Source organism: Pseudomonas sp. Eth.TT006 (assembly GCF_054456575.1).
This window is the reverse complement of the sequence record NZ_JBTJEN010000006.1, coordinates 121,471-147,221: the sequence shown is the minus strand read 5'-3', so window position 1 is coordinate 147,221 and position 25,751 is coordinate 121,471. Positions and strand designations below refer to the sequence as shown.

Annotated in this window: 26 protein-coding genes; 12 read left to right on the top strand and 14 right to left on the bottom strand. The window is 59.5% G+C overall.

The features are described from left to right. Positions 1-104: 104 nt before the first annotated feature. Positions 105-806, top strand: coding sequence for a hypothetical protein (locus tag ACXR0M_RS11965; RefSeq protein WP_458832071.1), 702 nt, complete (start codon positions 105-107; stop codon positions 804-806). 73 nt (positions 807-879) lie between these two features. Here ACXR0M_RS11965 and ACXR0M_RS11960 read toward each other — a convergent pair whose 3' ends face one another. The 11 genes from ACXR0M_RS11960 to hmpA all read right to left on the bottom strand — a co-directional run bounded on the left by ACXR0M_RS11960 (position 880) and on the right by hmpA (position 10,507). Continuing rightward, positions 880-1,371 carry a RidA family protein gene (locus tag ACXR0M_RS11960; RefSeq protein WP_458832070.1) on the bottom strand — a complete coding sequence of 164 codons (492 nt, stop codon included), beginning with the start codon at positions 1,369-1,371 and terminating at the stop codon, positions 880-882. Between the two features lie 197 nt (positions 1,372-1,568). Next, the gene (locus ACXR0M_RS11955) at positions 1,569-1,883 is read right to left on the bottom strand and encodes a helix-turn-helix domain-containing protein (protein WP_458832069.1); all 315 of its coding nucleotides are present in this window, start codon (positions 1,881-1,883) and stop codon (positions 1,569-1,571) included. Continuing rightward, positions 1,880-2,224, bottom strand: coding sequence for a toxin (locus tag ACXR0M_RS11950; protein WP_458832068.1), 345 nt, complete (start codon positions 2,222-2,224; stop codon positions 1,880-1,882). Before ACXR0M_RS11950 ends, ACXR0M_RS11955 begins: the two co-directional genes overlap by 4 nt. Before the next feature lie 126 nt (positions 2,225-2,350). Further along, entirely contained in the window at positions 2,351-3,238 is an 888-nt protein-coding gene (cyoE, locus tag ACXR0M_RS11945; protein ID WP_458832067.1) for a heme o synthase, read from the bottom strand. A 10-nt stretch (positions 3,239-3,248) separates the two neighbouring features. Continuing rightward, positions 3,249-3,584 (bottom strand): cytochrome o ubiquinol oxidase subunit IV, encoded by a 336-nt coding sequence (gene cyoD, locus ACXR0M_RS11940; RefSeq protein ID WP_003227981.1) that lies wholly within the window; start codon positions 3,582-3,584, stop codon positions 3,249-3,251. Next, positions 3,584-4,207, bottom strand: coding sequence for a cytochrome o ubiquinol oxidase subunit III (gene cyoC / locus ACXR0M_RS11935; RefSeq protein WP_458832066.1), 624 nt, complete (start codon positions 4,205-4,207; stop codon positions 3,584-3,586). The genes cyoD and cyoC overlap by 1 nt, the downstream gene beginning before the upstream one ends. Before the next feature lie 3 nt (positions 4,208-4,210). Continuing rightward, on the bottom strand, positions 4,211-6,238 hold the full coding sequence (cyoB, locus tag ACXR0M_RS11930; RefSeq protein ID WP_458832065.1) for a cytochrome o ubiquinol oxidase subunit I: 2,028 nt from the start codon (positions 6,236-6,238) through the stop codon (positions 4,211-4,213). A 3-nt stretch (positions 6,239-6,241) separates the two neighbouring features. After that, the gene (cyoA, locus tag ACXR0M_RS11925; RefSeq protein WP_207847883.1) at positions 6,242-7,183 is read right to left on the bottom strand and encodes a ubiquinol oxidase subunit II; all 942 of its coding nucleotides are present in this window, start codon (positions 7,181-7,183) and stop codon (positions 6,242-6,244) included. A gap of 825 nt (positions 7,184-8,008) precedes the next feature. Continuing rightward, positions 8,009-8,518 carry a disulfide bond formation protein B gene (locus ACXR0M_RS11920; RefSeq protein WP_458832064.1) on the bottom strand — a complete coding sequence of 170 codons (510 nt, stop codon included), beginning with the start codon at positions 8,516-8,518 and terminating at the stop codon, positions 8,009-8,011. Positions 8,519-8,543: 25 nt separating this feature from the next. After that, positions 8,544-9,104 carry an ester cyclase gene (locus tag ACXR0M_RS11915; RefSeq protein WP_458832063.1) on the bottom strand — a complete coding sequence of 187 codons (561 nt, stop codon included), beginning with the start codon at positions 9,102-9,104 and terminating at the stop codon, positions 8,544-8,546. A 221-nt stretch (positions 9,105-9,325) separates the two neighbouring features. Beyond that, positions 9,326-10,507 (bottom strand): NO-inducible flavohemoprotein, encoded by a 1,182-nt coding sequence (gene hmpA, locus ACXR0M_RS11910; protein ID WP_458832062.1) that lies wholly within the window; start codon positions 10,505-10,507, stop codon positions 9,326-9,328. A 162-nt stretch (positions 10,508-10,669) separates the two neighbouring features. Between hmpA and norR the strand changes: the two genes are divergently transcribed. The 5 genes from norR to ACXR0M_RS11885 all read left to right on the top strand — a co-directional run bounded on the left by norR (position 10,670) and on the right by ACXR0M_RS11885 (position 15,242). Further along, a complete protein-coding gene (norR, locus tag ACXR0M_RS11905; protein ID WP_458832061.1) occupies positions 10,670-12,226 on the top strand; it encodes a nitric oxide reductase transcriptional regulator NorR in 1,557 nt (518 codons plus the stop codon). 319 nt (positions 12,227-12,545) lie between these two features. Continuing rightward, positions 12,546-13,448: a chemotaxis protein CheW gene (locus ACXR0M_RS11900; protein WP_458832060.1), complete on the top strand. Its 903-nt coding sequence runs from the start codon at positions 12,546-12,548 to the stop codon at positions 13,446-13,448. Positions 13,449-13,475: 27 nt separating this feature from the next. Further along, positions 13,476-13,934 carry a GNAT family N-acetyltransferase gene (locus ACXR0M_RS11895; protein ID WP_458832206.1) on the top strand — a complete coding sequence of 153 codons (459 nt, stop codon included), beginning with the start codon at positions 13,476-13,478 and terminating at the stop codon, positions 13,932-13,934. Between the two features lie 148 nt (positions 13,935-14,082). Beyond that, a complete protein-coding gene (locus ACXR0M_RS11890) occupies positions 14,083-14,409 on the top strand; it encodes a hypothetical protein (RefSeq protein WP_458832059.1) in 327 nt (108 codons plus the stop codon). 83 nt (positions 14,410-14,492) lie between these two features. Continuing rightward, positions 14,493-15,242 carry a YkgJ family cysteine cluster protein gene (locus ACXR0M_RS11885; RefSeq protein ID WP_458832058.1) on the top strand — a complete coding sequence of 250 codons (750 nt, stop codon included), beginning with the start codon at positions 14,493-14,495 and terminating at the stop codon, positions 15,240-15,242. A gap of 245 nt (positions 15,243-15,487) precedes the next feature. On the opposite strand, the gene ACXR0M_RS11880 is transcribed toward ACXR0M_RS11885, so the two are convergent. From ACXR0M_RS11880 to ACXR0M_RS11870, 3 genes are all read right to left on the bottom strand, one after another. Further along, entirely contained in the window at positions 15,488-15,727 is a 240-nt protein-coding gene (locus ACXR0M_RS11880; protein ID WP_047296393.1) for a hypothetical protein, read from the bottom strand. Further along, on the bottom strand, positions 15,724-15,984 hold the full coding sequence (locus ACXR0M_RS11875) for a hypothetical protein (protein WP_458832057.1): 261 nt from the start codon (positions 15,982-15,984) through the stop codon (positions 15,724-15,726). The genes ACXR0M_RS11880 and ACXR0M_RS11875 overlap by 4 nt, the downstream gene beginning before the upstream one ends. A 77-nt stretch (positions 15,985-16,061) precedes the next feature. Next, positions 16,062-16,424, bottom strand: coding sequence for a DUF6124 family protein (locus ACXR0M_RS11870; protein ID WP_458832056.1), 363 nt, complete (start codon positions 16,422-16,424; stop codon positions 16,062-16,064). 1,003 nt (positions 16,425-17,427) lie between these two features. Between ACXR0M_RS11870 and ACXR0M_RS11865 the strand changes: the two genes are divergently transcribed. The 6 genes from ACXR0M_RS11865 to ACXR0M_RS11840 all read left to right on the top strand — a co-directional run bounded on the left by ACXR0M_RS11865 (position 17,428) and on the right by ACXR0M_RS11840 (position 25,740). After that, positions 17,428-18,585, top strand: a complete 1,158-nt coding sequence (locus tag ACXR0M_RS11865) for an efflux RND transporter periplasmic adaptor subunit (RefSeq protein ID WP_458832055.1) — start codon at positions 17,428-17,430, stop codon at positions 18,583-18,585. Continuing rightward, positions 18,582-21,683: a multidrug efflux RND transporter permease subunit gene (locus tag ACXR0M_RS11860; protein ID WP_458832054.1), complete on the top strand. Its 3,102-nt coding sequence runs from the start codon at positions 18,582-18,584 to the stop codon at positions 21,681-21,683. The genes ACXR0M_RS11865 and ACXR0M_RS11860 overlap by 4 nt, the downstream gene beginning before the upstream one ends. 9 nt (positions 21,684-21,692) lie before the next feature. After that, positions 21,693-22,370: a heavy metal response regulator transcription factor gene (locus ACXR0M_RS11855; RefSeq protein ID WP_025109277.1), complete on the top strand. Its 678-nt coding sequence runs from the start codon at positions 21,693-21,695 to the stop codon at positions 22,368-22,370. Further along, positions 22,360-23,724 carry a heavy metal sensor histidine kinase gene (locus tag ACXR0M_RS11850; protein ID WP_458832053.1) on the top strand — a complete coding sequence of 455 codons (1,365 nt, stop codon included), beginning with the start codon at positions 22,360-22,362 and terminating at the stop codon, positions 23,722-23,724. Before ACXR0M_RS11855 ends, ACXR0M_RS11850 begins: the two co-directional genes overlap by 11 nt. Before the next feature lie 281 nt (positions 23,725-24,005). Beyond that, the gene (locus ACXR0M_RS11845; RefSeq protein WP_458832052.1) at positions 24,006-24,227 is read left to right on the top strand and encodes a hypothetical protein; all 222 of its coding nucleotides are present in this window, start codon (positions 24,006-24,008) and stop codon (positions 24,225-24,227) included. Positions 24,228-24,423: 196 nt separating this feature from the next. Next, positions 24,424-25,740 carry an OprD family porin gene (locus tag ACXR0M_RS11840; RefSeq protein WP_458832051.1) on the top strand — a complete coding sequence of 439 codons (1,317 nt, stop codon included), beginning with the start codon at positions 24,424-24,426 and terminating at the stop codon, positions 25,738-25,740. Positions 25,741-25,751: the final 11 nt, after the last annotated feature.

Genomic DNA, 25,751 nt, shown 5'->3' with positions numbered 1-25,751 from the left:
TGTTGTTCCGTGACAACACCGCCCCGCTCCCCTAAATTAACCGGCCTGAAAAAGACCTCGCGCTTTCTCATCTCCACTCAAGTTAAAAAAGTAGTGAAATTTCAATGTCCGATTTCAACACCGCTGAATCCGTAGTCACCGAGTCATCCAAAGCGGAATACGAAAACTCCATCAATCTTTCACAACACCTTCCACAAGCCAAAATCATCAGCGAGATGGTGCTGGACGCGTTCCAGTCGACCCGCGAAAGCGACCAGATCCGCGAGCTGCGCGCCGCGATCCGTCAGGCTCACGACAGCTTCGATGACGACAAGGCTTACGAGCTGATGGGCGAACTCAAGCGTCTGAAGGATGCCGAAGCCGCCGACCTCGCCGCCCTCGAAGACCTGAGCAGCAAATTCTCGATCGGCCGTATCCTGTCCAGCTTCAAAGACGATCCGGCGTTTCAGGAAATCGTCTACGGCCTGGCCCTCAAAGTGCTGAACCATACCCATCAGGCGATCAGCAACCCGAGCGGCGGCAAGGGCAAGGCGGCCAAGAAGAAAGAACTGGAAATCTTCACCATCAGCAAGGACGGCGCCAGCGTGACCCTGCCCCTGCGCACGCCACGTTCGCGCTTGAACGTTGACCGTGAAGCGCTGGAGTTCCTCGGTTTCACCTTCGTCGGTGAAGGCGAAGAAGCCGAGCTGGACGGCGAAACCTTCGTCGACAACAACGGCACCGAACACGCAATCAACCGCAAGAACATCATCACCGCCCTGCAACAGCAGACCGCGTTCGATGGCTACAGCATCGCGGCGCAGTAAGCCCGCAGCTGCTGTACGAAAAAGCCCCGCGCTGAGGACTCAGGCGGGGCTTTTTGTTGGGCGGTGCCGGCGATCAGACTTCCGGCTGCACCGCGACGATCATGTCGACCTCGATCGCCGCGTTCTTCGGCAACTGATAGACACCAACCGTGGTGCGAGTATGCCGACCGGCATCGCCGAGCACATGACTGAATACATCCGACGCGCCGTTGGCCACTTCGCTCAGGTCAACGAAATCCGGTGTCGACTTCACATACACCGTGACCCGCAACAGCGCCTTGATCTTGTCCAGCGAACCCACTGCATCGACGATCAGCGCCAGACAACGCATGGCACTGATGCTCGCAGCGGCTTGCGCATCCTTGAGTGTCAAATCCTGCCCAACCCGGCCGGGATACTGAATCTTGCCGTGAGTGCGCGGCACCATGCCACTGATGTACAACTCATCGCGATGGCGGATCAGCGGCGCGTAATTGCCGCCGGCGGTGTTCTCGCCATAGATGTCGTACTTCAGCTCTTGCGCCAGGGCAATGAAGCGTTCATCGCAGGTCATCCTCTCGGTCATTTCGCCCAGCCTTTTGGTCAATGCAGGAATATCGCGGATTGGAACAGTTGAGCGCCAAAGGAGTGGCATGGCGCTATCACTGGAGTGGCCCGATCCAAATCTAGGGGGTTTGCAGCGATACCGCAACCTGTCGTCCTGAAAGAAAAACCCCGAGATTCTTTCGAATCGCGGGGTTTGAGAAGCCTTATCAATGGCGTCTAGACGGCGCCTAATCGCTCAACCATATCAGGAAATTTTTCTACCAAACGGATCAGCAATGCCGCCTGAGCATTAGGTTTGGACTTTTCCTGTTCCCAATTTCTCAATGTGCTCGGACTGGTCCGGATTCGCTTTGCGAATACCGCTTGTGACATATGCAATTTTTCACGCAGTGCAACGATTTCCTGTGCACCAACTTCGGGAACCGGCTTGTCTTCGACAACCGTATTGCGCAAGGTAATTTTACCTTCGCGCTGGGCAGCCATTTCTTCGACGCCCTGCATCAATTCCGCAAACAGGTCGCGCTTTTTCATTGGGTACCTCGTTTTTTCAACTCTGTTTCAATGGCTTTTTTGAGCGCCTTTTCTTTCTCGGCGGACAAATTCTCAAGCTCATCTTTGTCATAAATCGCAAACATCCAAAACTGGCAATCATTCATAAGCCAATAGTAGATGACCCGCAAGCCACCTCGTCGGCCTTTGCCACGCCGGGCATCAGACCAACGTAATTTCCGGAAGCCACCAGTCCGCGGCATTACGTCGCCTGCCACTGAATTGCACTGCAGATAATTCTGCAACTCCCGATACTCATCGTCCGTCAGATAACGACCAACGCTCGCGGTAAATATTGTAGTTTCAAAAAATACGGTTCGCATGGGCGAACTATAGGCAACCTGCCCATAGACAGACTATCAACAAATTCGGAGCCGGATAAACATCCGATCAACAAAAAACCCCGCACGTCTCTCAATGTGCGGGGTTTTTCTTGAAGCCATCCGGCCTTACGGCGCGTACGTCAGCAGCAGCTCGCTCGGCACCTTGAAGTCCAGGGACATCATGACGCTCAGGGCGGTGATGGTGAAGATCGAGAACACGAACAGCTTGCGTGCCCAGACCGTGTCATCCACCGCCTTGTAGCCGGTCCAGGCCATGTACAGCCAGTACATGCCCATGGCCGCGGCAACGGCGAGGTAGCTCATGCCGGCGTAACCGCTGAAGGTCAGCATCAAGGTCGCCACGAGGAACGCCAGGATGTAGAGCAGGATGTGCTTCTTCGCCACTTCGATTCCGCGCTTAACTGGCAACACCGGAATCGATGCGGCCAGGTAATCGTTGAAGCGGAAGATCGCGATGGCGTAGGAATGCGGCATCTGCCACAGGCTGAACATCACCAGCAGGGTCAGTGCGGCCATGTCGAAGCTGTTGGTTACGGCAACGTAACCGATCACTGGCGGCATGGCGCCCGACAGACTGCCCACCAGCGTGCCGTGAACCGACTTGCGCTTGAGGTACAGGCTATAGAAGCCGACGTAGATGATGAAGCCGATTACCGCGAACAGAGCGGCCAACGGGTTGGCCACTTTGTACAACAAGGCAACGCCGAGAACACCCAGGATGGTCGCGTAGACCAGGGCCAGTTTCAGGGAAATCCAACCCTGCACCAGCACCCGGTTTTTGGTGCGTTCCATCTTCAGGTCGATGTCGCGGTCGATACAGTTGTTGAACACGCAACCGGAGGCCACAACCAGGGAAGTGCCGATCATGGCGGCCAGGAACACCGCCAGATCCACATGCCCTTTCGAGGCCAGGAAGAACCCGCCTGCCACAGAAAGCACGTTACCGAAAATGATCCCCGGTTTGGTGATTTGGATAAAGTGCTTGAGCGACATCGGGTCTACCTCACTTCGCCATCATGTACGTGTGGATGCTGAACATGATCCACAGCGACAGGCCAACCAGCAGCAGGATCACGATGGCCGTAAAGACAAACGCGATCACGTTGTTACGTTGTGCAATCGAACGGTCCAGGTGCAGGAAGTAGTACAGGTGAACGATCACCTGGATTACCGCGAACAGCAGGACGATTGCCAGCGTGGTCGACTTCGGCAATGTTGGAAACATCACCAGGCCGAACGGGATGGCCGTCAGGATCACCGACAGGATGAAGCCAATGGCGTACGACTTTACGCTGCCGTGGCCAGCATCATGGCTGTCATGGGAGTGTGCATTAGCCATTACAGAGTCCCCATCAGGTAAACAACGGTGAATACGCAGATCCACACCACGTCCAGGAAGTGCCAGAACAGGCTCAGGCAGCTCAGACGGGTCTTGTTGGTCGCCGTCAGGCCGTGCTTGTTGACCTGGTACATCATGATGCCCATCCAGATCAGACCCGCGGACACGTGCAGACCGTGGGTACCGACCAGGGTGAAGAACGCCGACAGGAAGCCCGAACGGCTAGGACCGAAGCCCTCGGAGATCAGCAGGTGGAACTCGTTGATCTCCATGGCGATGAAGCCTGCGCCGAGCAGGAAGGTCAGGGCCAGCCAGCCCAGGACCTGCTGCTTCTTGCCTTTGAACAACGCCAGCATGGCGAAGCCGTAGGTGATCGAACTGAACAACAGCAGAGCGGTTTCGCCCAGCACGTATGGCAGTTCGAAGATGTCGTGGCCCGACGGGCCACCGGCGACGTTGTTTACCAGTACTGCGTACACCGCGAAGATCGACGCGAACAGAATGCAGTCGGTCATCAGGTAGAGCCAGAAACCGTATACGGTCATCTCGCCCGAGTCGTGGTGATGGTCATCGTGCCCATGGTCACCATGGGCGTGTCCAACATTGGTCACTAAGTTCGACATGGTTTAAGCCTGTTCCAACGAGGTTACACGGGTGGCATTGGCCGGGATTTTCCCTGCCGCGACCAGACGCTTGTGCTGCTCGGCTTCGATGCGTTCGATCGTTTCAACCGGAACCATATAGCCCTGGTCGTCACGTGCCGCGTGGATCACGAAGTAGATGACAGTGCCGGCCAGGCTGGCGATCGCCAACCACCAGATGTGCCAGATCATCGCGAAACCGAAGACGGTCAGCAGTGCGCCCATCACCACGCCAGTGGCGGTGTTGTTCGGCATGTGGATCGGCTCGTACTTGGCCGGAGCCTGGTACGCGGTACCGTTTTCCTTGGCTTCGGTGAACGGGTCGATGCAGTCAGCCTTAGGCAGCACAGCGAAGTTGTAGAACGGAGGTGGCGACGAAGTCGACCATTCCAGGGTGTGGCCATTCCACGGGTCACCGTGATCGCACACGTTTTCCGGCTTGTTGCGGTCGCGCACACTGACGTACAGCTGGATCAGTTGGCAGGCGATACCGACAGCGATCATCACCGCACCGAACATGGCAACGTACAGGTACGGTACCCACTCAGGGTTGGTGGTGGCGTTCAGACGACGGGTCATGCCCATGAAGCCCAGTGCATAGAGCGGCATGAACGCGACGAAGAAGCCCGAGATCCAGAACCAGAATGCTGCTTTACCCCAGCCTTCGTGCAGCTTGAAGCCGAACGCTTTCGGGAAGTAGAAGCCGAAACCGGCGATGTAACCGAATACCGCACCGCCGATGATCACGTTATGGAAGTGCGCGATCACGAACAGGCTGTTGTGCAGCACGAAGTCAGCACCCGGGATGGCCAGCAGTACGCCGGTCATGCCGCCGATGGCGAAGGTCACCATGAAGCCCAGAGTCCACATCACCTGGCTGGTGAAGCGCAGACGGCCCTGGTAGATGGTGAACAGCCAGTTGAACAGCTTCACACCCGTCGGGATGGAAATCAGCATCGTCGCCAGACCGAAGAAGGCGTTGACGCTGGCACCCGAACCCATGGTGAAGAAGTGGTGCAGCCAAACCATGAAGCCCAGTACCGAGATCGCGCCCGAAGCGTAGATCATCGAGTGGTGGCCGAACAGTTTCTTGCCGGTGAACGCCGAGATCACTTCCGAGAAGATGCCGAATGCCGGCAGGATCAGGATGTAAACCTCAGGGTGGCCCCAGGCCCAGAACAGGTTGACGTACATCATTGGATTGCCACCAAGTTCATTGGTGAAAATGTGGAAATCCATGTAACGGTCGAGGGTCAGCAGTGCCAGGGTAGCGGTCAGGATCGGGAACGAAGCCACGATCAGAACGTTAGCCCAGGTGCAGGTCCAGGTGAAGATCGGCATGTCCATCAGCTTCATGCCTGGGGTACGCATTTTCAGCACGGTGGCGAGGAAGTTGACCCCCGTCAGCGTCGTACCTAACCCGGATAGCTGTAGCGCCCAGATGTAGTAGTCCATACCCACGCCAGGGCTGTATTGCAGACCCGACAGTGGCGGATAGGCAACCCAACCGGTCTTGGCGAATTCGCCGACGCCCAGCGACAGGTTGATCAGCACAACGCCGGACACCAGCAGCCAGAAGCTCAGGGAGTTCAGGAACGGGAAGGCAACGTCACGCGCGCCGATCTGCAGCGGCACTGCAAGGTTCATCAGGCCGGTGAAGAATGGCATCGCCATGAAGATGATCATGATCACACCGTGAGCGGTGAAGATCTGGTCATAGTGTTCAGGTGGCAGGTAGCCAGGCGAACCTTCGGTGGCCATGGCCAGCTGGGTACGCATCATGATCGCGTCGGCAAAGCCGCGCAGCAGCATGACCATGGCAACGACGATGTACATCACGCCGATTTTCTTGTGGTCGACCGACGTCAGCCACTCGGTCCACAAGTAGGTCCACTTCTTGAAGTAGGTGATTGCAGCGAACAACGCCAGACCACCAAGCGCGATCATCGAGATGGTGACCATCACGATCGGCTCGTGGAAAGGGATCGCTTCCCAACTTAATTTACCAAACATCGTTTACTCCTCTGCCCCGGCAGCTGAATGCGAATTCGAGTCCATGTCCGTTGCCGCCACTTCTTTCTCTTTCTTCTCGTGCTTCAGCGGCTTGCCCGGTTTCATGCCTTCGTACTTGTCGACGATGGTCTGGAACAGGTTCGGCGTGACCGAGGAGTAGAGCTCGACTGGATTGTTCTGGCTTGGCTTGGCAAGGGCTGCGTATTCAGCTGGTTCAAGCTGTTTAGGTGCCTTTTTGACTTCACTTACCCAGGCGTCGAAATCTTCCTGAGAAGTTGCGATCGCTTTGAATTTCATACCGGTGAAACCAGCGCCGCTGTAGTTGGCGGAGATACCGTCCATTTCAGCGTTGCGGTCAGCGATCAGGTGCAGCTTGGTGGTCATGCCCGCCATCGCGTAGATCTGGCCGCCCAGGCCCGGGATGAAGAACGAGTTCATCACCGCGTCGGAGGTGATGCGGAAGTTCACCGGGGTGTGCGCCGGGAACACGATCTTGTTGACCGTGGCAATGCCTTGTTCCGGGTAGATGAACAGCCACTTCCAGTCCAGCGCAACGACTTCGATGGTCACCGGCTTGACGTCGGATTCGATCGGACGATACGGGTCCAGCTTGTGGGTCGAAATGTAGGTGATGTAACCCAGGGCAATGATGATCAGGACCGGAATGGTCCAGACCGCCACTTCGATTTTGGTCGAGTGCGACCATTTCGGGGTGTACACGGCGTCCTTGTTGGAAGCGCGGTACTTCCAGGCGAACAGGAAGGTCATGACGATAACCGGCACAACGACCAACAGCATCAGCAGTGTGGCGGTGATGATCAGGTTGCGCTGTTCCAGGCCGACCTGGCCCGTTGGATTGAGCAGGGTCATGTTGCAGCCTCCCAGCAACAACGTGCCGAGCAGCGGCACTAGGCCTAGTAATCTGGGGTACCTGTTTTTACTCATCTCACGACCTCTAAAGCAGCTTGCGCAATGCAGTTGGGTTTTGATCGCCAACACTTCACCCTGCCAAGGGTTGGCATTTTCTTTGGATTGAATAAGGGCCGCCCGTCGCACGTCAGACGCTCGACAAAACCTTGGGACAGCGGTCAGTTCTTATTCGAATTCGTGGTCAAAGGCCTTGTTACAGACCAATTCCATTTGGTGCGGAAAGTTGGAAAGGCACCGACACCTGGGTGGCTCACAAGCCTTCCGGCTGGCTCGACACCCGACTTCCTGCTCGGTTCCTGTAAAGGCCGAACAGCGCCGGGAATTCAGTGCGGGCGATTGTAGATAGGTAGCGCCCTATACACCATGTCTTATCCCGAAATAATTTTTATCGCTCAGAGCAACAATCCCTCACCGATTTTGCAAAAGTGACGCATGTTATCGAAATCCGTTCTCAACAAAAACAGTAAAAACTGTGGGTCTTTTCACCCAAGTTCAGACAGCTCCGAAGGCTTTTTCCCAGTGCTGAATCAGCGTAAGGCCCGATATTCCAAGGCCTTTGGCCATCCCACGGCGCCTGTTAAAACTGCCTGTTCTGGAACCTGCGTGCAAAACCAGAGAATTGCCGGAAGAGGCCAATCCTTTTTTGTAACATTACGCCAATCCGGGTCACGGCCATGCCCTGCGGCGCGGCGTGTGTGACAACATGTCGCACACCTGTCGCACCCTTCATTGCCGTTCGTCACGCTGATTTCACAAACACTCTGAAATGCAAAACGCCCCGTGCGGCTGATCCGCAAATCGGGGCGTTTTCTGTATCGGCCTGTGCGCCGAAAAATTGATTCAGCGCAGGGCTTTTCGGTTACGCGTGGTCAGCAGCGGCACCAGGATCACCACCAGCACGAAGGCCAGCAGTGCCCATTGCGCCAGCGAAAGACCGAGGATCGGCGGGTACGGCGTCGAGCAGAAACCGTCGACCTGGAAGCCCAGCGGGAAGATCTTCGCCAGCGGCAGGTCGTCGACTATCGGCTGCAACACATCGATGCCGCAGCTTACTGCCGGAAAGAACTGGGTGTAGACGTGGTGCCCGGCGACGCCAGCGCCAGCAATCGCGCAGATCACCACCAGCACTTCGAAAACAGTGATGCTGCGTCGTGTGCGCATCGCCGCGCCAATGAAGGCGAACAGCGCGATCAGCAGCAATGCATAACGCTGCAGAATGCACAGCGGGCATGGCGCCTCGCCTAGCACGACCTGCATGTACAGCGCGCCACCAATCAACGCCAGGCAGATAATGCCCAGCAGCACCAGAAAGCGCCGCTCACGTCCCAGTCGAATCGTTTCCTCGCTCATCGCGTTTCCCTTGTGTGTTCATGGTTCAGCTGGCCGGCGGCTGCGCTTGCAGTTGCGCCATCAGGCTGATGTTGTCTTCGATATGCCAATTGGCCGCAATGCGACCGTTGTCGATCTGATAGATATCGGTTGCCCGGAAGTCTACACGCTGGCCCTGTCCTTTAAGAGCCTTGAACGTGCCAGTGAAGTGGCCGCGAAAATGCAGATGCACCACCACGCGATCACCTGCGATGATCATTTGCTCGATCTCGCAACTCAGGTCCGGCACTGCCGTACGAAAGAATTTCGACGCCAGCAACGGCCCGCTCGGCCCCTGCACCCGACCTTCGGGCGGGGTCTTGTCGACAAACTGCGGCGACAAGGCTGCCGTGGCCAAAGCTTCTTCCCCACTGTTCCAGAAACTGCCGTAACGCCGTGCCGCCAACTCCATCGCCTCGCGCTGAGCCTTGGGCAGACTCTGATCGACGATCAGGCTCTGCGGTGCAATCAAGGCTGATTCGGCAGACACAAACGGACTGGCCAGCAACGCGGCTGACAGGCCGAGAGTTACCAGGCTCAAACGAGAGGAAAAGATACTGTGCGACATGGCGGCGATCCTGATCAGTTAAACGAACGAGCGCCTATCATCAGCATCGGGGAATAAACGATAAACCGGTTAAGAAACGATTAACCTTTAAACAGAATTTAATAATCAGAGCCGTATAACGGCTTTCGCGAGCAAGCCCGCTCCCACAGGTTCAGCGTCGTCCACGCTACAAATCCTGTGGGAGCGGGCTTGCTCGCGAATGAAGGCAACCCGGTTTCAGATCATTCCAAAGCCGCCGCTGGCCCGAAGAACTCATACCGACTCTGCTGCTCCGGCACCCCCAGCGCTTTCAGATGCCGCTTGATCGCGCCCATGAAACCCTTCGGCCCAAGGAAGTACGCATCGACATCCCGCTCCGCCGGCAGCCATTCACCCAGCAACTCCTGACTCAACATCCCGACCTTGTCCGCCGCCGGGCTAACGCCGTCGTCCTCGGCATAGCAATAGAAGCGCTTGAGCTGCGGGTGACGCGCCGCCAGGCCGTCGATCCAGTCGCGGAAGGCATGCACGCTGCCGTTGCGCGCGCAGTGGATAAAGTGCACCGGACGCTCGGTTTGCAGCGCCGCTTCGAGCATCGCCAGAGTCGGCGTGATGCCGACGCCGCCGCTGATCAGCACCAGCGGTTTGTCGCTGGCGCTCAGGGTGAATTCGCCCGATGGCGGGAACAGCTGAATGCTCGCGCCGACGTGCAACTGATCGTGCAAATGGTTGGACGCGCGGCCACCCGGTTCGCGTTTGACGCTGATGCGGTACTGACCTTTGTTGGCCAGCGCCGACAGCGAGTAGTTGCGGCGAATTTCTTCGCCCTCGAGGATCAGCCTCATGCCGATGTACTGGCCCGGCTCGGCGGCGAGAATCGGTCCCTTGTCCGCCGGTTCGAAGTAGAACGAGGTGATCTCCGCACTCTCCTCGACCTTGGCCGCCACGATGAACGTCCGCGCCCCGCGCCAGCCGCCGGGCGCTTGCTCCTTCTGGTCGTAGATCGCGGTTTCGGCGCCGATCAGGATTTCCGCCAGTTGCCCGTAAGCGGCGCCCCACGCGCTCATCACTTCAGGCGTGGCGATTTCCTCGCCGAGCACTTCGGAGATGGCGCGCAGCAGGCAGGTGCCGACAATCGGGTAATGCTCCGGCAAGATCTGCAGGGCCACATGCTTGTTGATGATTTTCGCCACCAGATCGCCCAACTGATCCAGTTGTTCGATGTGCCGGGCGTACATCAACACACCGTTGGCCAAGGCACGTGGCTGGTCGCCGCTTGCCTGGTGCGCCTGATTGAACAGCGGGCGGACCTCAGGGTATTCAGAGAGCATCATGCGGTAGAAATGCGTGATCAGCGCTTCACCGCCGCTTTCCAGCAGCGGTACGGTGGATTTGACGATGGCACGATCCTGAACGCTAAGCATAAGAGTGACTCCTGAGCTTTTTGAGAATTACCTTAGGCTTATCAGTTTTTGTGCCAAGTTTATTATTCATATAAATCAATAGCTTATATTTTTAATGGTCATTTCGACACGCATCGCTTTATAGTCGTATTGACCACATCGAGTCTGTTTGACTACACGCCCATGATCGCCAAATCCCTGCTCACCACATTACTGCCACTGGTTTCCGACCTGTCCCGCGAACTGCCAGAAGGCGAGCGCTACCGGCGCCTGCTTGAAGCCATGCGCGCCCTGCTGCCGTGCGACGCTGCCGCGTTGCTGCGCCTTGACGGCGAATGGCTGGTGCCGCTGGCGGTGGACGGCCTGAGCACCGACACCCTCGGCCGGCGCTTCAAGGTCAACGAACATCCACGTTTCGAGATCCTGCTGGCGGGCGCCGGGCCGACACGGTTCGCCGCCGACAGCGACTTGCCTGACCCCTACGACGGTCTGGTCGACGGCCTTGACGATCATCTCGAAGTGCACGACTGTCTCGGCTGCCCGCTGTTTGTCGATGAACAACTCTGGGGCCTGATCACCCTCGACGCCCTCGACCCGCAGCGTTTCGAACCGATCGAACTCGATGCCCTGCAAGCCTTCGCCAGCCTCGCATCGGCCACGGTCAACGCTGCCGAACGCATCGAACGCCTGGCGCTGCGCGCCGAGGACGAGCACCAGCGCGCCGAGGTCTACCGCCAGGCCAGTGGTCAGCAGCAGCGCGAGATGATCGGCCAGAGCAAGGCGCACAAACGCCTGGTGGAAGAAATCAATCTGGTCGGCGGCAGCGACCTGACCGTGCTGATCACCGGTGAAACCGGGGTCGGCAAGGAGCTGGTGGCGCAGGCGATCCACGCCGCCTCCCCGCGCGCCGGCAAACCGATCATCAGCCTCAACTGCGCCGCGCTGCCCGACACCCTGGTCGAGAGTGAACTGTTCGGCCACGTACGCGGCGCCTTTACCGGTGCCACCAGCGACCGTCGCGGCAAGTTCGAACTGGCCAATGGCGGCACGCTGTTTCTCGATGAAGTCGGCGAACTGTCGCTGACCGTGCAGGCCAAGTTGCTGCGCGTGCTGCAGAGCGGCCAGTTGCAGCGGCTCGGTTCGGACAAGGAGCATCAGGTCGATGTGCGCCTGATCGCCGCCACCAACCGCGATCTGGCCGAAGAAGTGCGCAGCGGCCGCTACCGCGCCGACTTCTATCACCGCTTGAGCGTGTACCCGTTGCGCGTCCCGGCGCTGCGCGATCGCGGCCGCGATGTGTTGCTGCTCAGCGGCTTCTTTCTCGAACAGAACCGCTCGCGCATGGGCCTCAACAGCCTGCGCCTGAGCAGCGACGCCCAGGAGGCGTTGCTCGCCTACACTTGGCCGGGCAACGTGCGCGAGCTGGAACACTTGATCGGGCGCAGTGCCTTGAAGGCGCTGGGCAACTGCAAGGTGCGGCCGAAGATTCTCAGCTTGAGCGCGGCGGATCTGGATTTGCCGCGTGAGGTTGTGGATAACTCGGTTGAGGCGGTTGCGCAGGTGAATGCCGCGCCGTTACCGACCGGCGATCTGCGCAGCGCCACCGAGGCCTATCAGCGACAGTTGATCAGCGCGGCGCTGGAGCGGAATCAGGATAACTGGGCGAGCGCGGCGCGGGAGCTGGGGCTGGATCGGGCGAATCTGGGGCGGATGGCCAAGCGTTTGGGCATGAAGAGCTAAAAGCGCACCCTCACCCTAGCCCTCTCCCAGAGGGAGAGGGGACCGATCCGGGGATGCTTCGGAAATACGCCGACCTGAAAGATCTTACTGAATCCATAATCGACTCGGTCATTCAGGTCGATGTAGCACACCAGACAGCTCGGTCGGCCCCCTCTCCCTCCGGGAGAGGGCTGGGGTGAGGGGCTTTGGCTTTGGCTTTTGATCTGTACCTAGCCCGACAACTGACCTAAAGCCCACCCCTTTAACGCCGATAACCCGGCATCAATGGTTTCTGGCGATATCCACCCTCGCCCATCACCTTTTTCCACAGAAGGTTTATATGTCTTCCACCAAAGCCCGCGCAGACTCACTTTCGCTTCTGCTGTTTACCTTGCGCAGCGGCAAGCTGATGGCGATCAACCTGCTGAAAGTCAGTGAAATCATCCCCTGCCCGCCGCTGACCAAACTGCCGGAGTCGCACCCGCACGTCAAAGGCATCGCCACTCTGCGCGGCGCCTCGCTATCGGTCATCGACCTCAGCCGCGCCATCGGCGAACGCCCGCTGGAAGACCCGAACGGCGGCTGCCTGATCGTCACCGATGTCAGCCGTTCGAAACAGGGTCTGCACGTGCAGGCCGTGAGCAAGATCGTCCATTGCCTGACCACCGACATCAAGCCGCCGCCGTTTGGTTCCGGCGGCTCGCGCGCCTACATCACTGGCGTGACCTCGGTCGATGGCACGCTGGTGCAGGTGCTGGACATCGAAAAAGTCATCCACAGCATCGCCCCGGCGCAGATCGAAATGGCCCCGACCGACCTGACCATGGAGGACGCCGAAGTCCTCGGCAATGCGCGGATTCTGGTGGTCGATGACAGTCAGGTGGCTCTGCAGCAATCGGTGCACACCCTGCGCAATCTCGGTCTGCAGTGCCATACCGCCCGCAGCGCCAAGGAAGCCATCGACTGCCTGCTCGACCTGCAAGGCACCGCGCAGCAGATCAACTTGATCGTCTCCGACATCGAAATGTCCGAGATGGATGGCTACGCGCTCACCCGCACCCTGCGCGAAACCCCGGACTTCGCCCACCTCTACGTGCTGCTGCACACCTCGCTCGACAGCGCGATGAACGCCGAAAAAGCCCGACTGGCCGGCGCGAACGGCGTGCTGACCAAATTCTCCTCGCCGGAGTTGACCCAGCGCCTGATCGAAGCGGCCAAACACGTCGCGGCCAACGGTCACTGAGTCTTGGCCGAGACCTATTGCTGGCTGATGCGCCGCGACCTGCGCCAGGACGTGCCGCCGATCCGCTGGCCGGAAGGTGTCGAGCTGAGCACCTACCGACCGGAACTGGCGTTGGCCGTGCATCAGTTGATGCAACTCGGCTACCGCGAAGGTGGCGGTCGGGTGCCCGCGCTTGATGAGTGGCAACGACGCTTTGAGAGCGACCCCGAATACAATCCCGAATTGTGCTTTATCGCCTGCGATGCCGAAGGCGTGGTTGGCGTGGCGCAGTGCTGGACCAGTGCGTATATCAAGAATCTGGTGGTGCATCCGCGCATGCAGGGCCGTGGCCTGGGCCGGGCGTTGCTGTTGAATGCGTTCAAGGTGTTTCAGCAACGGCGCGAAGGCTTTATTGATCTGAAGGTGCTGGAAGACAACCTGCGGGCGCAGCGTCTGTATGAAAGTGCCGGGATGTATGTAGTCCGCCGGGAATTGGTGCCGGACTGAACTACCGCTTTCGCGAGCAAGCCCGCTCCCACATTTTGGAATGCATTTCAAATTGTGGGAGCGGGCTTGCTCGCGAAGAGGCCGGCACCGGCAACTTCCCTCTCTGGGCAGACTCCAACCTTGGCCCCCACAATCAAGGACGCCAATCATGAAAGCCCTTACCCTCAGCCTCCTCTGCTTCACCGCCCTTGCCTCCCAGGCCCAAGCCTCCAGCCCCGACGCCTGGGCAGCCTACGACAAGACCGTGCTCGCCAGTTGCATCAAGGCCAGCGGCCTGAAGGACGCCAAACCCGTCGGCACACCCGCGCAATTCGATGACCGCGTCGGCTACACCGCCGTGTTGCTGCAAGGCCAATACCCGCAAAAACACATGAAAGGCCAACAAGGCAGCGAGCTGTGCCTGTACAACAAAAAATCGAAAACCGCGTTCGTCACCGAATGGGACTCGATCCGCCCAGGCGCCAAGGCGCAGTGAATGGCGCATAACTTGCTTCGATCCGGTTCTGCACGGCGGTTTTAAGTCGCCGTTTCGCCCCCGGATTGAAGAATGATCGCTCGATGAATACGACGTTTTCCTGCGTCGGTTGCGGCAAATGCTGCACCGACCACCATGTGCCCCTGACCCTCGCCGAAGCCCGCATGTGGGCGGCGGATGGCGGGCAGGTGATCGTGCTGGTGGAGGCTTTTCTCGGCAACGGCCTGGGCTTGCCGACGCAGCAGCGTGAACACGCCGAACGGCGTTCACTGGTCGTGCGCAGCGGTACGACGCAAGCCCACGTGGCAATCACCTTCGCCGCCTACAACGTCGGTCGTTGCCGGAATCTTGACGAAGACAACCTGTGCCGCATCTATGAGCGCCGGCCGCTGGTGTGCAGGATCTATCCCGCCGAAATCAACCCACACATTCCGCTCAACCCGGCCGCCAAGGATTGCCCGCCTGAGTCGTGGCAACAGGGGCCGCTGTTGATCGCCGGCGGCGAGCTGGTCGATCAGGACTTGCTCGAACTGATCCAGCGCTCACGCCAGGCCGATCGGGATGACATCCGCCTCAAAGAAGCGATCTGCGCCGCGCTGGGCATTCACACCACCGCTCTCAAGGGCGATGGGTTTACCGCGTATTTGCCGGAGATGGGCGCGTTTGCTGCGGTGATTGACCAGGTTTCAGCGCAGCCGCTGGGCGAGACGTCCAGTGAATGGCTGTTCCATTTGTCCGGTGATGACGTGGCCGGGCAGTTGCTGGCAGCCGGGGCGCAGGTGGTGACGGAGCCGGCGCGGACGTATGCGTTTATCTCTCTGCGGGCGGTTTGATCGTTTTTTTGTAGAGATCGAACTGGCCCCATCGCTGGCAAGCCAGCTCCCACAGGATTCTGTGTGGTGCACACATCATGTGAACACTCGAGAAACATGTGGGAGCTGGCTTGCCAGCGATGAGGTCGGCTCAGGCAACCTCACATTCCCGTCAACTCCGACGCCGTACAGGAAATGAGAAAGTTGCAATGAACGCCGTCACCGCGCCCGAAAAACGCAGCCAATATCCAAGAACAACCTGAAACTCAGCGCTTACCCATCGAACGACGCGTGCCCGGCGGCGCCATGCCCGGGGTCTTGGTGTGGCCGTTCTTGGCGCCGTTCTTGTACCACGGCTGATTCGAACCCTTGGCCGCGGCCAGTTCACCCGGTTTGAACGGGAACTTGAAAGCCGGGATCTCGGGTTTGGTTTCGCTGGCGTCAGTCAGTTCGGCCGGGACATCGCTCACGGCGTCGTCAACCGGCGGTTGGATCGGGGAAGTCATAAAAGCTCCGCAAAGCAAAAAATCGGGCCCGAACAGTGAGCCGCGAAGCGCGCAGTATACCTGCGCGCCTCTCGACAGCACCTGAAGATTTGCAGCGCACGCCGAACGGTTTGCAGGTAGGTGATGGTGACGATGTCCTTGTCGCTGAAAGCCTTCAATGCTTGATAGCTCATGGACAGCGGCAGCGCCTTATGGCTGCAGGCATTGCGATAGGTGTCCACATCGACGTCCACCCCTGGCATGATTTCAACGAGCAAGCTTGCTCTCACAGGTGGAACACCTTCCCCTTTAGACCTTCGCCTGCTCGCAATGAACGACGGCGCTATCCGACCGACTAGGTACGGGGATCAACCCGATCCAGGGCCCGGTTTACCGCCAGCTCGGCGAGCATGACAATCTGCTGGATGGCCAGCGCCGTGCTGCGTTGCGGACGACTGAGCTGATCGGCGAAGTCGCTGGCCATCACATTGGCCGAGGCCAGGGATTCACACGCATGGGCGAGCAAGCTTTCGGTGTCGATGTTCGGGTCGACCAGAAACATCGAACTGGAAAGGCGTGGTTTGACGGGATTGGGACTGAGGTAGAAATCGAGCGCGCGTTTGATGGCTTCGCGGTTTTTCGCGAGGTCCTCTGCGTGGATGGCTTCGGCGAGTGGGGAATTGGTTTCTATTGGGGGATCGGGAACGAGTTTAGACATTGGATTGATCTCTAATCATCTGATTAAGGCCATCCTCTGTCGTTTCTCACGCGACGAAGAGGTGGCAGCTATGTACGGAGTGAGAAACCGGTAAGAGATCAACCCGGCCGGACCGAAGTCCGCCCGCACACAGCCGCCATATAAAATCGCGCGCAGCCAATTAGCTGGCGGCGATTATGGTGCGGCTGACGCTTGATTAAAACCTCTTATCGGGCTCTCACACCCGATCACCGATTTGCGGTGACAACCAAAGCCTAGAGACCGGGCTTCCGACGGACAACCTGAAAACCTTGTGGGAAGGTTCTGGTTTTTTCACACACGCTTAAACACCAACGCCCCCCCCTGTAGGAGCTGCCGAAGGCTGCGATCTTTTGATCTTGTTTTTGATTTTGAAAAGCCAAAGTCAAAAGATCGCAGCCTTCGGCAGCTCCTACAGGGGATGTGTTCAACCTGAAGAAACAGGTCGGCTGTCAGGCCGCCTTCGCGAGCAAGCCCGCTCCCACAGAACAGCCAAAGCAGACCGCATCCGCTTCTTACCACTCAACAGGATGAGCGTTAGCTCGGCTGCAGCTCTTGATCTTGATCCACCGGCCCCGTCGGCAGGCTGAGTGGAGGGATACATCCGGGGGTGGGAGCGCAGCGACCGTGCGGCGCAGCCACACACATCGAGAGGAGGTGCAGCGAAGCAAACCGTAGGCGATGCCCCCGGATGAATCCCGGAGCGAAGGAACCCGAGCCACGGCGAGGGCCGAACGTTGGGGCACAGACCTTTGGTTACTTTGGGGCGTTTGCCAAAGTGACTCGCCGTAAGGGCGAAACCGCCAGCCGCAACACCCGAAGCAACGGATAAACACTCAAAACCCCAAGAACATGGTCGGCCCAAAGGCCGCCAAGTTCACCCGAAACTGACAGCGCTGACAGCCAGCCGTCACCCTCCTGACCCCCAAACCAGTTTATAAAGACCCAACCTGCCCAAACTCCAGACTTCCGGCGCCCACCCCGCATGCGAATCCAAAAAAACAAAGCCCTGCTAGCCCTAGTGATCCTGCTGGCCGCCGCAGGCATATGGTGGGCCACAAAACCCGCCCCGACCAAACTGACCACCCCGACCGCCATCCCGGTGCGCGTCATAGCGGTCAGCGAAAAAGACGTCCCACGCTACACCAGCGGCATCGGCTCGGTACTCTCATTGCACAGCGTCGTCGTACGCCCCCAGGTCGACGGCATCCTCACCAAAATCCTCGTCAAGGAAGGCCAGCTCGTCAAAGCAGGCGACCTGCTCGCCACCATCGACGACCGCTCGATCCGCGCCAGCCTCGACCAGGCCCGCGCGCAACTGGGCGAGAGCCAGGCGCAACTGCAAGTCGCCCTGGTCAATCTCAAACGCTACAAACTGCTCAGCGTCGACGACGGGGTTTCCAGACAGACCTACGACCAGCAACAGGCACTGGTCAATCAACTGAAAGCCACCGCCCAAGGCAACCAGGCCGCAATTGATGCGGCACAGGTGCAGCTTTCCTACACACAGATTCGCTCCCCGGTCACCGGCCGCGTCGGGATTCGTACTGTCGATGAAGGCAACTTCCTGCGCATGGCTGATGCCCAGGGTCTGTTCACCGTGACCCAGATCGATCCGATTGCCGTGGAATTCTCCCTGCCCCAGCAAATGCTGCCGACCCTGCAAGGCCTGATCAACGATCCGCAGCACGCGCAGGTCAAGGCCTACATCGGCGCCGACAGCGACGGCGAAACCGCCAACCTGCTTGGCGAAGGTCACCTGACCCTGATCGACAACCAGATCAACGCCAACACCGGCACCATCCGCGCCAAGGCCGAGTTCGACAACGCCAGCCAGAAACTCTGGCCCGGCCTGCTGGTGACGGTAAAAATTCAGACGGCGCTGGACAAGGATGCGCTGGTGGTACCGCCCACCGTCGTACAACGTGGCCTCGACCAACACTTTGTTTATCGGGTCAATGGCGACAAGGTCGAAGCCGTACAAGTACAGATGGTTTATCAGGGCAGTGGCCAGGACATCATCAAAGGCGTGAAGGCCGGTGACGTGCTGGTGACCGATGGCCAGTCGCGGCTCAAACCCGGCGCCACCGTGCAGGTCATGAGCGAGCCGCCGCAAGTGGTGCAAACGGAGCCGAAACCATGACGACGCACAAAGGCGTGTCCGCCTGGTGCATCGATCACCCGGTGGCGACGATTCTGCTGACGTTTGCGCTGGTACTGGTCGGCGCGATTGCCTTCCCGCGCTTGCCCATTGCCCCACTGCCGGAGGCGGAATTTCCGACAATTCAGGTGTCGGCACAGCTGCCCGGTGCCAGTCCCGACACCATGGCCTCGTCCGTGGCCACGCCGCTGGAGGTGCAATTCAGCGCCATCCCCGGCATGACCCAGATGACCTCCAGCAGTGCGCTCGGCTCGACCCTGCTGACCCTGCAATTTACCCTCGACAAGAGCATCGACACCGCCGCCCAGGAAGTCCAGGCGGCAATCAACACCGCCGCCGGCAAACTGCCCAAGGACATGCCGACCCTGCCGACCTGGAAGAAGGTCAATCCGGCCGACAGCCCAGTGCTGATCCTCAGCGTTAGCTCGACGCAGATGCCCGGCACCGAACTCAGCGACCTGGTGGAAACCCTGCTCTCACGTCAGATCAGTCAGATCGACGGTGTAGGCCAGATCAATATCACCGGTCAGCAACGTCCGGCGATCCGCGTGCAAGCCTCGGCCGACAAACTGGCGGCGATCGGCCTGACCCTGGCCGACATTCGTCTGGCGATCCAGCAGACCAGCCTCAACCTCGCCAAAGGTGCGCTATATGGCGAGTCGAGCATTTCCACGCTGTCGACCAACGACCAGCTGTTCCACCCCGAGGACTACAGCCAGCTCATCGTTTCCTACAAGGACGGCGCGCCGGTTCATCTGCGCGATGTCGCTAAAGTGGTCAACGGCTCGGAAGATGCCTACGTGCAAGCCTGGGCCGGTGACCGGCCCGGGGTGAACCTGGTGATCTCGCGCCAGCCCGGCGCGAACATCGTGGAAACCGTGGACCGCATTCAAGCCGCCCTGCCCGGCCTCGAAGCCATGTTGCCGGCGTCGGTGCAGGTGAAAACCCTGATTGACCGCACCCAGACCATCCGCGCCTCGCTGCATGAAGTCGAGATCACCCTGTTGATCGCGATTCTGCTGGTGGTGGCGGTGATGGCGCTGTTCCTGCGGCAGTTGTCGGCGACCATGATTGTCTCCGCGGTACTCGGCGTGTCGCTGACCGCCAGTTTCGCCCTGATGTACCTCCTGGGCTTCAGCCTGAACAACCTGACGCTGGTGGCGATTGTCGTGGCGGTGGGCTTTGTGGTCGACGATGCGATTGTGGTGGTGGAGAACATCCACCGGCATCTGGAGGCCGGCGACAGCATGCGCGACGCGGCGATCAAGGGTGCCGGCGAGATCGGTTTCACCGTGGTATCGATCAGTTTCTCACTGGTGGCGGCGTTCATTCCGCTGCTGTTCATGGGCGGCGTGGTCGGGCGGCTGTTCAAGGAGTTCGCCTTGACCGCGACCTCGACCATCATGATTTCCGTGGTGGTGTCGCTGACCTTGGCGCCGACGCTGGCCGCGCTGTTCATGCGCAAACCGGTGCACCACGCTCACGCCAAACCGGGCTTCAGCGAACGCCTGCTCGGCTGGTACGAAAAAGGCCTGCGCCGCGCCCTCGCCCATCAGAAACTGATGATCGGCGTGTTCGGCCTGTCGCTGGCCATGGCGATTGGCGGTTACATCTTTATCCCCAAGGGCTTCTTCCCGGTGCAGGACACCGGTTTTGTGCTCGGCACCACCGAAGCCGCTGCGGATATTTCCTACGGCGACATGGTGAAAAAGCATCTGGCGATGGCCGAAATTGTCGCCGCCGATCCGGCCGTGCAGGCGTTTTCTCACTCGGTGGGCGTGTCCGGCAGTAACCAGACTATCGCCAACGGACGCTTCTGGATCGCCCTGAAAAAACGCGGCGAGCGTGATGTCAGCGCCAGCCAGTTCATCGACCGGATTCGTCCCAAACTGATGAAAGTCCCAGGCATCGTTCTCTACCTGCGCGCCGGCCAGGACATCAACCTCAGCTCCGGCCCGAGCCGCGCGCAATACCAATACGTGCTCAAGAGTAACGACGGCCCAACCCTTGCCACCTGGACCCAGCGCCTCACGGAAAAGCTGCGCAGCAACCCGGCGTTCCGCGATATTTCCAACGACCTGCAACTGGGCGGCAGTATCACTCACATCAGTATCGACCGCAGCGCCGCCGCACGTTTCGGCCTGACCGCCAGCGATGTCGACGAGGCGTTGTACGACGCTTTCGGCCAACGCCAGATCAACGAATTCCAGACTCAGGTCAACCAATACAACGTGATTCTGGAGCTGGACACCAAACAGCGCGGCAAGGCCGAAAGCCTCAACTATTTCTACCTGCGCTCGCCGCTGAGTGGCGAGATGGTGCCGCTGTCAGCGCTGGCCAGATTCGATGCGCCAACCATCGGCCCGCTGTCGATTGCCCACGACGGCATGTTCCCCGCTGCCAACCTGTCCTTCAACCTCGCGCCCGGTGTGGCGTTGGGCGATGCAGTGATTCTGCTCAATCAGGCCAAGGCCGAGATCGGCATGCCGACCGCGATCAGCGGCAATTTCCAGGGCGCGGCGCAGGCATTTCAGAGTTCGCTGGCCAGTCAGCCGTGGCTGATTCTCGCGGCGCTGGTGGCGGTGTACATCATTCTCGGCGTGCTTTACGAGAGCTTCGTGCACCCGCTGACGATCATCTCAACGCTGCCGGCCGCCGGTCTCGGTGCGGTGATCATGCTGTGGATCTGCGGCCAGGACTTTTCGATCATGGCCTTGATCGGCCTGGTATTGCTGATCGGTATCGTCAAGAAAAACGGCATCCTGATGATCGACTTTGCCCTTGAGGCGCAACGCCATCGCGGGTTGCCGCCGCAGGACGCAATTTACGAGGCGTGCATCACCCGGTTCCGGCCGATCATCATGACCACCCTCGCCGCCCTGCTCGGCGCTCTGCCGCTGATGCTCGGTTATGGCACCGGCGCCGAACTGCGCCAGCCGCTGGGGATCGCGGTGGTGGGTGGTCTGCTGGTTAGCCAGATGCTGACGCTGTTCACCACGCCGGTCATATACTTGTGGCTGGAGCGGTTGTTCCATCGGCGCAAGCCAGAACCTTTGCCGGCACTGGCAACCACGGACTGAGGCAGGGTCATGCGCGTTCTGATTATCGAAGACGAAGAAAAAACCGCGGACTATCTGCACCGCGGTCTGACGGAACAGGGTTACACCGTGGATCTGGCCCGCGACGGCGTCGAAGGCTTGCACCTGGCGCTGGAAGGCGACTACGCGGTGATCGTCCTCGACGTGATGTTGCCGGGGCTGGATGGTTTCGGTGTGCTACGCGCTTTGCGTGCACGCAAGCAGACCCCGGTGATCATGCTCACCGCCCGCGAGCGGGTCGAAGACCGGATCAAGGGCCTGCGCGACGGCGCCGACGATTACCTCGGCAAACCGTTTTCCTTCCTCGAACTGGTGGCCCGTCTGCAAGCGCTGACCCGGCGCAGCGGCGGCCATGAACCGGTGCAAGTGAGCATCGCCGACCTGTGGATCGATCTGATCAGCCGCAAGGCGACCCGCGCCGGCACGCGGCTGGATCTGACCGCGAAAGAGTTTTCGCTGCTCAGCGTTCTGGCGCGGCGGCAGGGTGAAATCCTCTCGAAAACCGCGATTGCCGAGATGGTCTGGGACATCAATTTCGACAGTGACGCGAACGTCGTCGAAGTCGCGATCAAACGCCTGCGGGCCAAGCTCGACGGGCCGTTCGACGAGAAACTGCTGCACACCATTCGCGGCATGGGTTATGTGCTGGAGAGCCGTGGTGTCCAGTAACTCGATCGCGCTGCGCCTGAGCGGGATGTTTACGCTGGTGGCGCTGCTGGTGTTTCTGTTGATCGGCGGCGCGCTGTATCAACAGGTCGACAAGGGCCTGGGCCTGCTGCCGGAAGCCGAGCTGGATGCGCGTTACAGCGTGCTGGAATCGGCGCTCAATCGTTATGGCACCCCCGAGCATTGGGTGAAGATCAATGCCAAGCTCAAGCTGCTTGGCGAAGAAGACAAGCGCATTCATTTCTGGGTGGTCAGCGGGAATTCCGGTTACGAGTACGGCGAGCCGGACGCGCGGATCCGCGCCTTCGCCAACGGCCCGACGGGCATGCAAGACCTGCAGTTGCCCGAGCATCGCTACCCGCTGAAAGTGCTGCTGACCGAACTGCCGGCCAAGGATCAGCGCCCGCCGCTGCGCTTCATGATCGGCATCGACACCGAGACCTTCCACGAGACCCAGCACCACCTGCTGATCGCCTTGATCAGCCTGGCAATTATCGGGGTGCTGCTGGCGTCGGCATTGGGTTATTGGGTGGCGCGGATCGGCCTCAAGCCGCTGATCAAACTGTCCCACGAAGCCCAGCGTCTGGCCCCGCCGCTGCGCGCCGGACGCCTGCGGATGTCGCCGTTGCCGCCGGAGCTTGAGCAGTTTGTCGAGTCGTTCAACTCAACCCTGGAGCGCGTTGAACAGGCCTATTCACGCCTGGAGTCGTTCAACGCCGATGTCGCCCATGAACTGCGCTCACCGCTGACCAACCTGATCGGCCAGACCCAGGTCGCCTTGACTCGCGGACGCTCCGCCGAACACTATTTCGAAGTGCTGCAATCGAACCTCGAAGAGCTGGAGCGCTTGCGTTCGATCATCAACGACATGCTGTTTCTCGCCAGCGCCGACCAGGGCAGCAAGGCGACCAAACTCACCGAAACATCGCTGGCCGATGAAGTCGCGACCACGCTGGAATACCTGGATTTCATCCTCGAAGACGCGCAAGTGCAGGTGCATGTGAGTGGCGATGCGCAGGTGCGCATCGAGATCGCCCATCTGCGGCGGGCGTTGATCAATCTGCTGAGCAACGCGGTGCAGCACACTGAACCGGGCCAGGTGATCGAGGTGCACATCGAGGTCGAGGAGCATCAGGTCAGCATCGGCGTGGCCAACCCCGGATCGCCGATTGCCAGCGAGCACTTGCCGCGCCTGTTCGAACGCTTCTACCGGGTCGATGCCTCGCGCAGCAACAGTGGCAACAACCATGGGCTGGGGCTGGCGATCGTCAAGGCGATTGCGCTGATGCATGGCGGGGATGTGTTTGTGCGCAGTGATCGCGGGATGAATACGTTCGGGATTCATTTGCCGGTCTGAGAAGCCCCTCACCCTAACCCTCTCCCAAAGGGAGAGGGGACTGACCGAGGTGTTTTTTCGAAGTACGCCGACCTGAAATATCCAGTCGAACTCAGGCTTTGATAAGCATGAAGATCTGCTCCCTTTCCCCCTCTCCCCCCTAGGGGAGAGGGTTGGGGTGAGGGGGTGATTTTTGCTTGTGCTGTAACAGTCATTTATGAAAATCACGCTGTTTCCCGGTGCCCGGCAACCTTATCTTTGCCCGCACCAAACAGCACTTGCCAAGCAAGAAGGTTTTCCAGATGTCCAACAGTATGGGTATTGCCAGCGCTTTCGTTTTGTCCTCGTTGATCCTGTCGCCCATGGCGATGGCTGAAGAATCGCAGTCGTTCGTAGCGCAGAATGCCGCTCGCGCTCACGCGTTCGAACAGTCTCAGGCAGAAGTGATGGTCAAGTCGCAAGACGCCTCGCAAGCCCCACAGGCCGCCAACTCCCAGGCTCAAGCGAGCGAAAAAGACAGCTGAGTCGCGCACCGCGAAAAATTTCCCTCGACGCGGTTGTTTGGCTCTTCCCGTTCAACCGTCGTCATTCCAGGCCGCTGCTGTTCAGCGGCCTTTTTTCGTTGTGGTCTGAAAGCCGTCTGGTTCGTCTGTAACAACAAGAAATCTCCCACACCTCAAGACACTGAGGTGTCAGTTGACCCAAGGAGCTCCATCGCAAGTGCGTTACCCAGTCAGTTTCACCCCGCTGTTCATTGCAATCGCCGCAACGATTGCCCCCGCCGCCCATGCCGACGAAGCCGCCAAGGAAGGTTTCGTCGAAGGTTCGAGCCTTAATCTCAACGCGCGCAACTACTACATGAATCGCAACCGTCTGCAGCAGGCGGACGACAACATCGAGTGGGGCCAGGGTTTTCTCGGAATCTTCCAGTCGGGTTACACCGAAGGTACGGTCGGTTTCGGTATCGATGCCCACGCCATGCTCGGGCTGAAGCTCGACGGCGGTGGCGGTACCGATGGCTCCAGCATCCTGCCGGTCAGCGATGGCAACGGCAAGGCACCGGGTTCGTTCTCGACGACGGGCGGCACCCTGAAAATGCGGGCCTTTGATACCGAGCTGAAGGCCGGCGACCTGTTCCTCACCAACCCGGTGATTGCCGGCGGTGACAGCCGCATGCTGCCGCAGACCTTTCGCGGTGTCAGCCTGACCAATCACAGCTTCGACGGCTGGATGTTCGAAGGTGGCCAGGCCAGTTTCACCAAGCCTTACAACCAGAGCGGTCGCCAGCGCATCGGCACCTCGTACGGCCAGCTCGCTGACGGCGAGCAAAGCCGGCACCTGAACTGGGCCGGGGTTTCCTGGAGCGGCGTCGAAGGCCTGACCAGCAACCTGTACGCCGCCGAGCTGAAGGACATCTGGAACCAGTACTACTACGACCTGGATTACACCTGGCAGTTGAACGAGCTGGTCAGCCTCAACCCGGGCCTGCACTTCTACCATACGCAAGACACCGGCGACGCGCTGCTGGGCAACATCGACAACAACACCTACAGCGTGCATTTCACCGTCGGCATCGGCAGCCACAGCGTCACGGCCGCGTACCAGCGGGTCAACGGCAACACGCCGTTCGACTACATCAGCCAGGGCGACAGCGTTTACCTCGACAACTCCCAGCAGTACTCGGACTTCAACGGCCCGAACGAGCGCTCGTGGAAACTCAAGTACGCCTATGACTTTGTCGGCCTCGGCCTGCCCGGCCTGACCTCGGCGGTCGCCTATTCGCGTGGCACCGTGGACCTGACCAAGGTCGATCCGGCCAGCAAAGGCTACGCTTCGTGGTACAGCGCCGACGGTCGCAACGCCAAACACTGGGAGCGCGACATCGACCTGAAATACGTGGTGCAAAGCGGCCAGGCGAAAGATCTCGCGGTACGCCTGCAATGGGCGAGCAACTGTGGCGGTAACGGCTACGGCGCAATCGACACTGACACCGATGAATACCGCGTGATTGTCGACTACCCGATCAACGTCTTCTAAGATCACTGCGG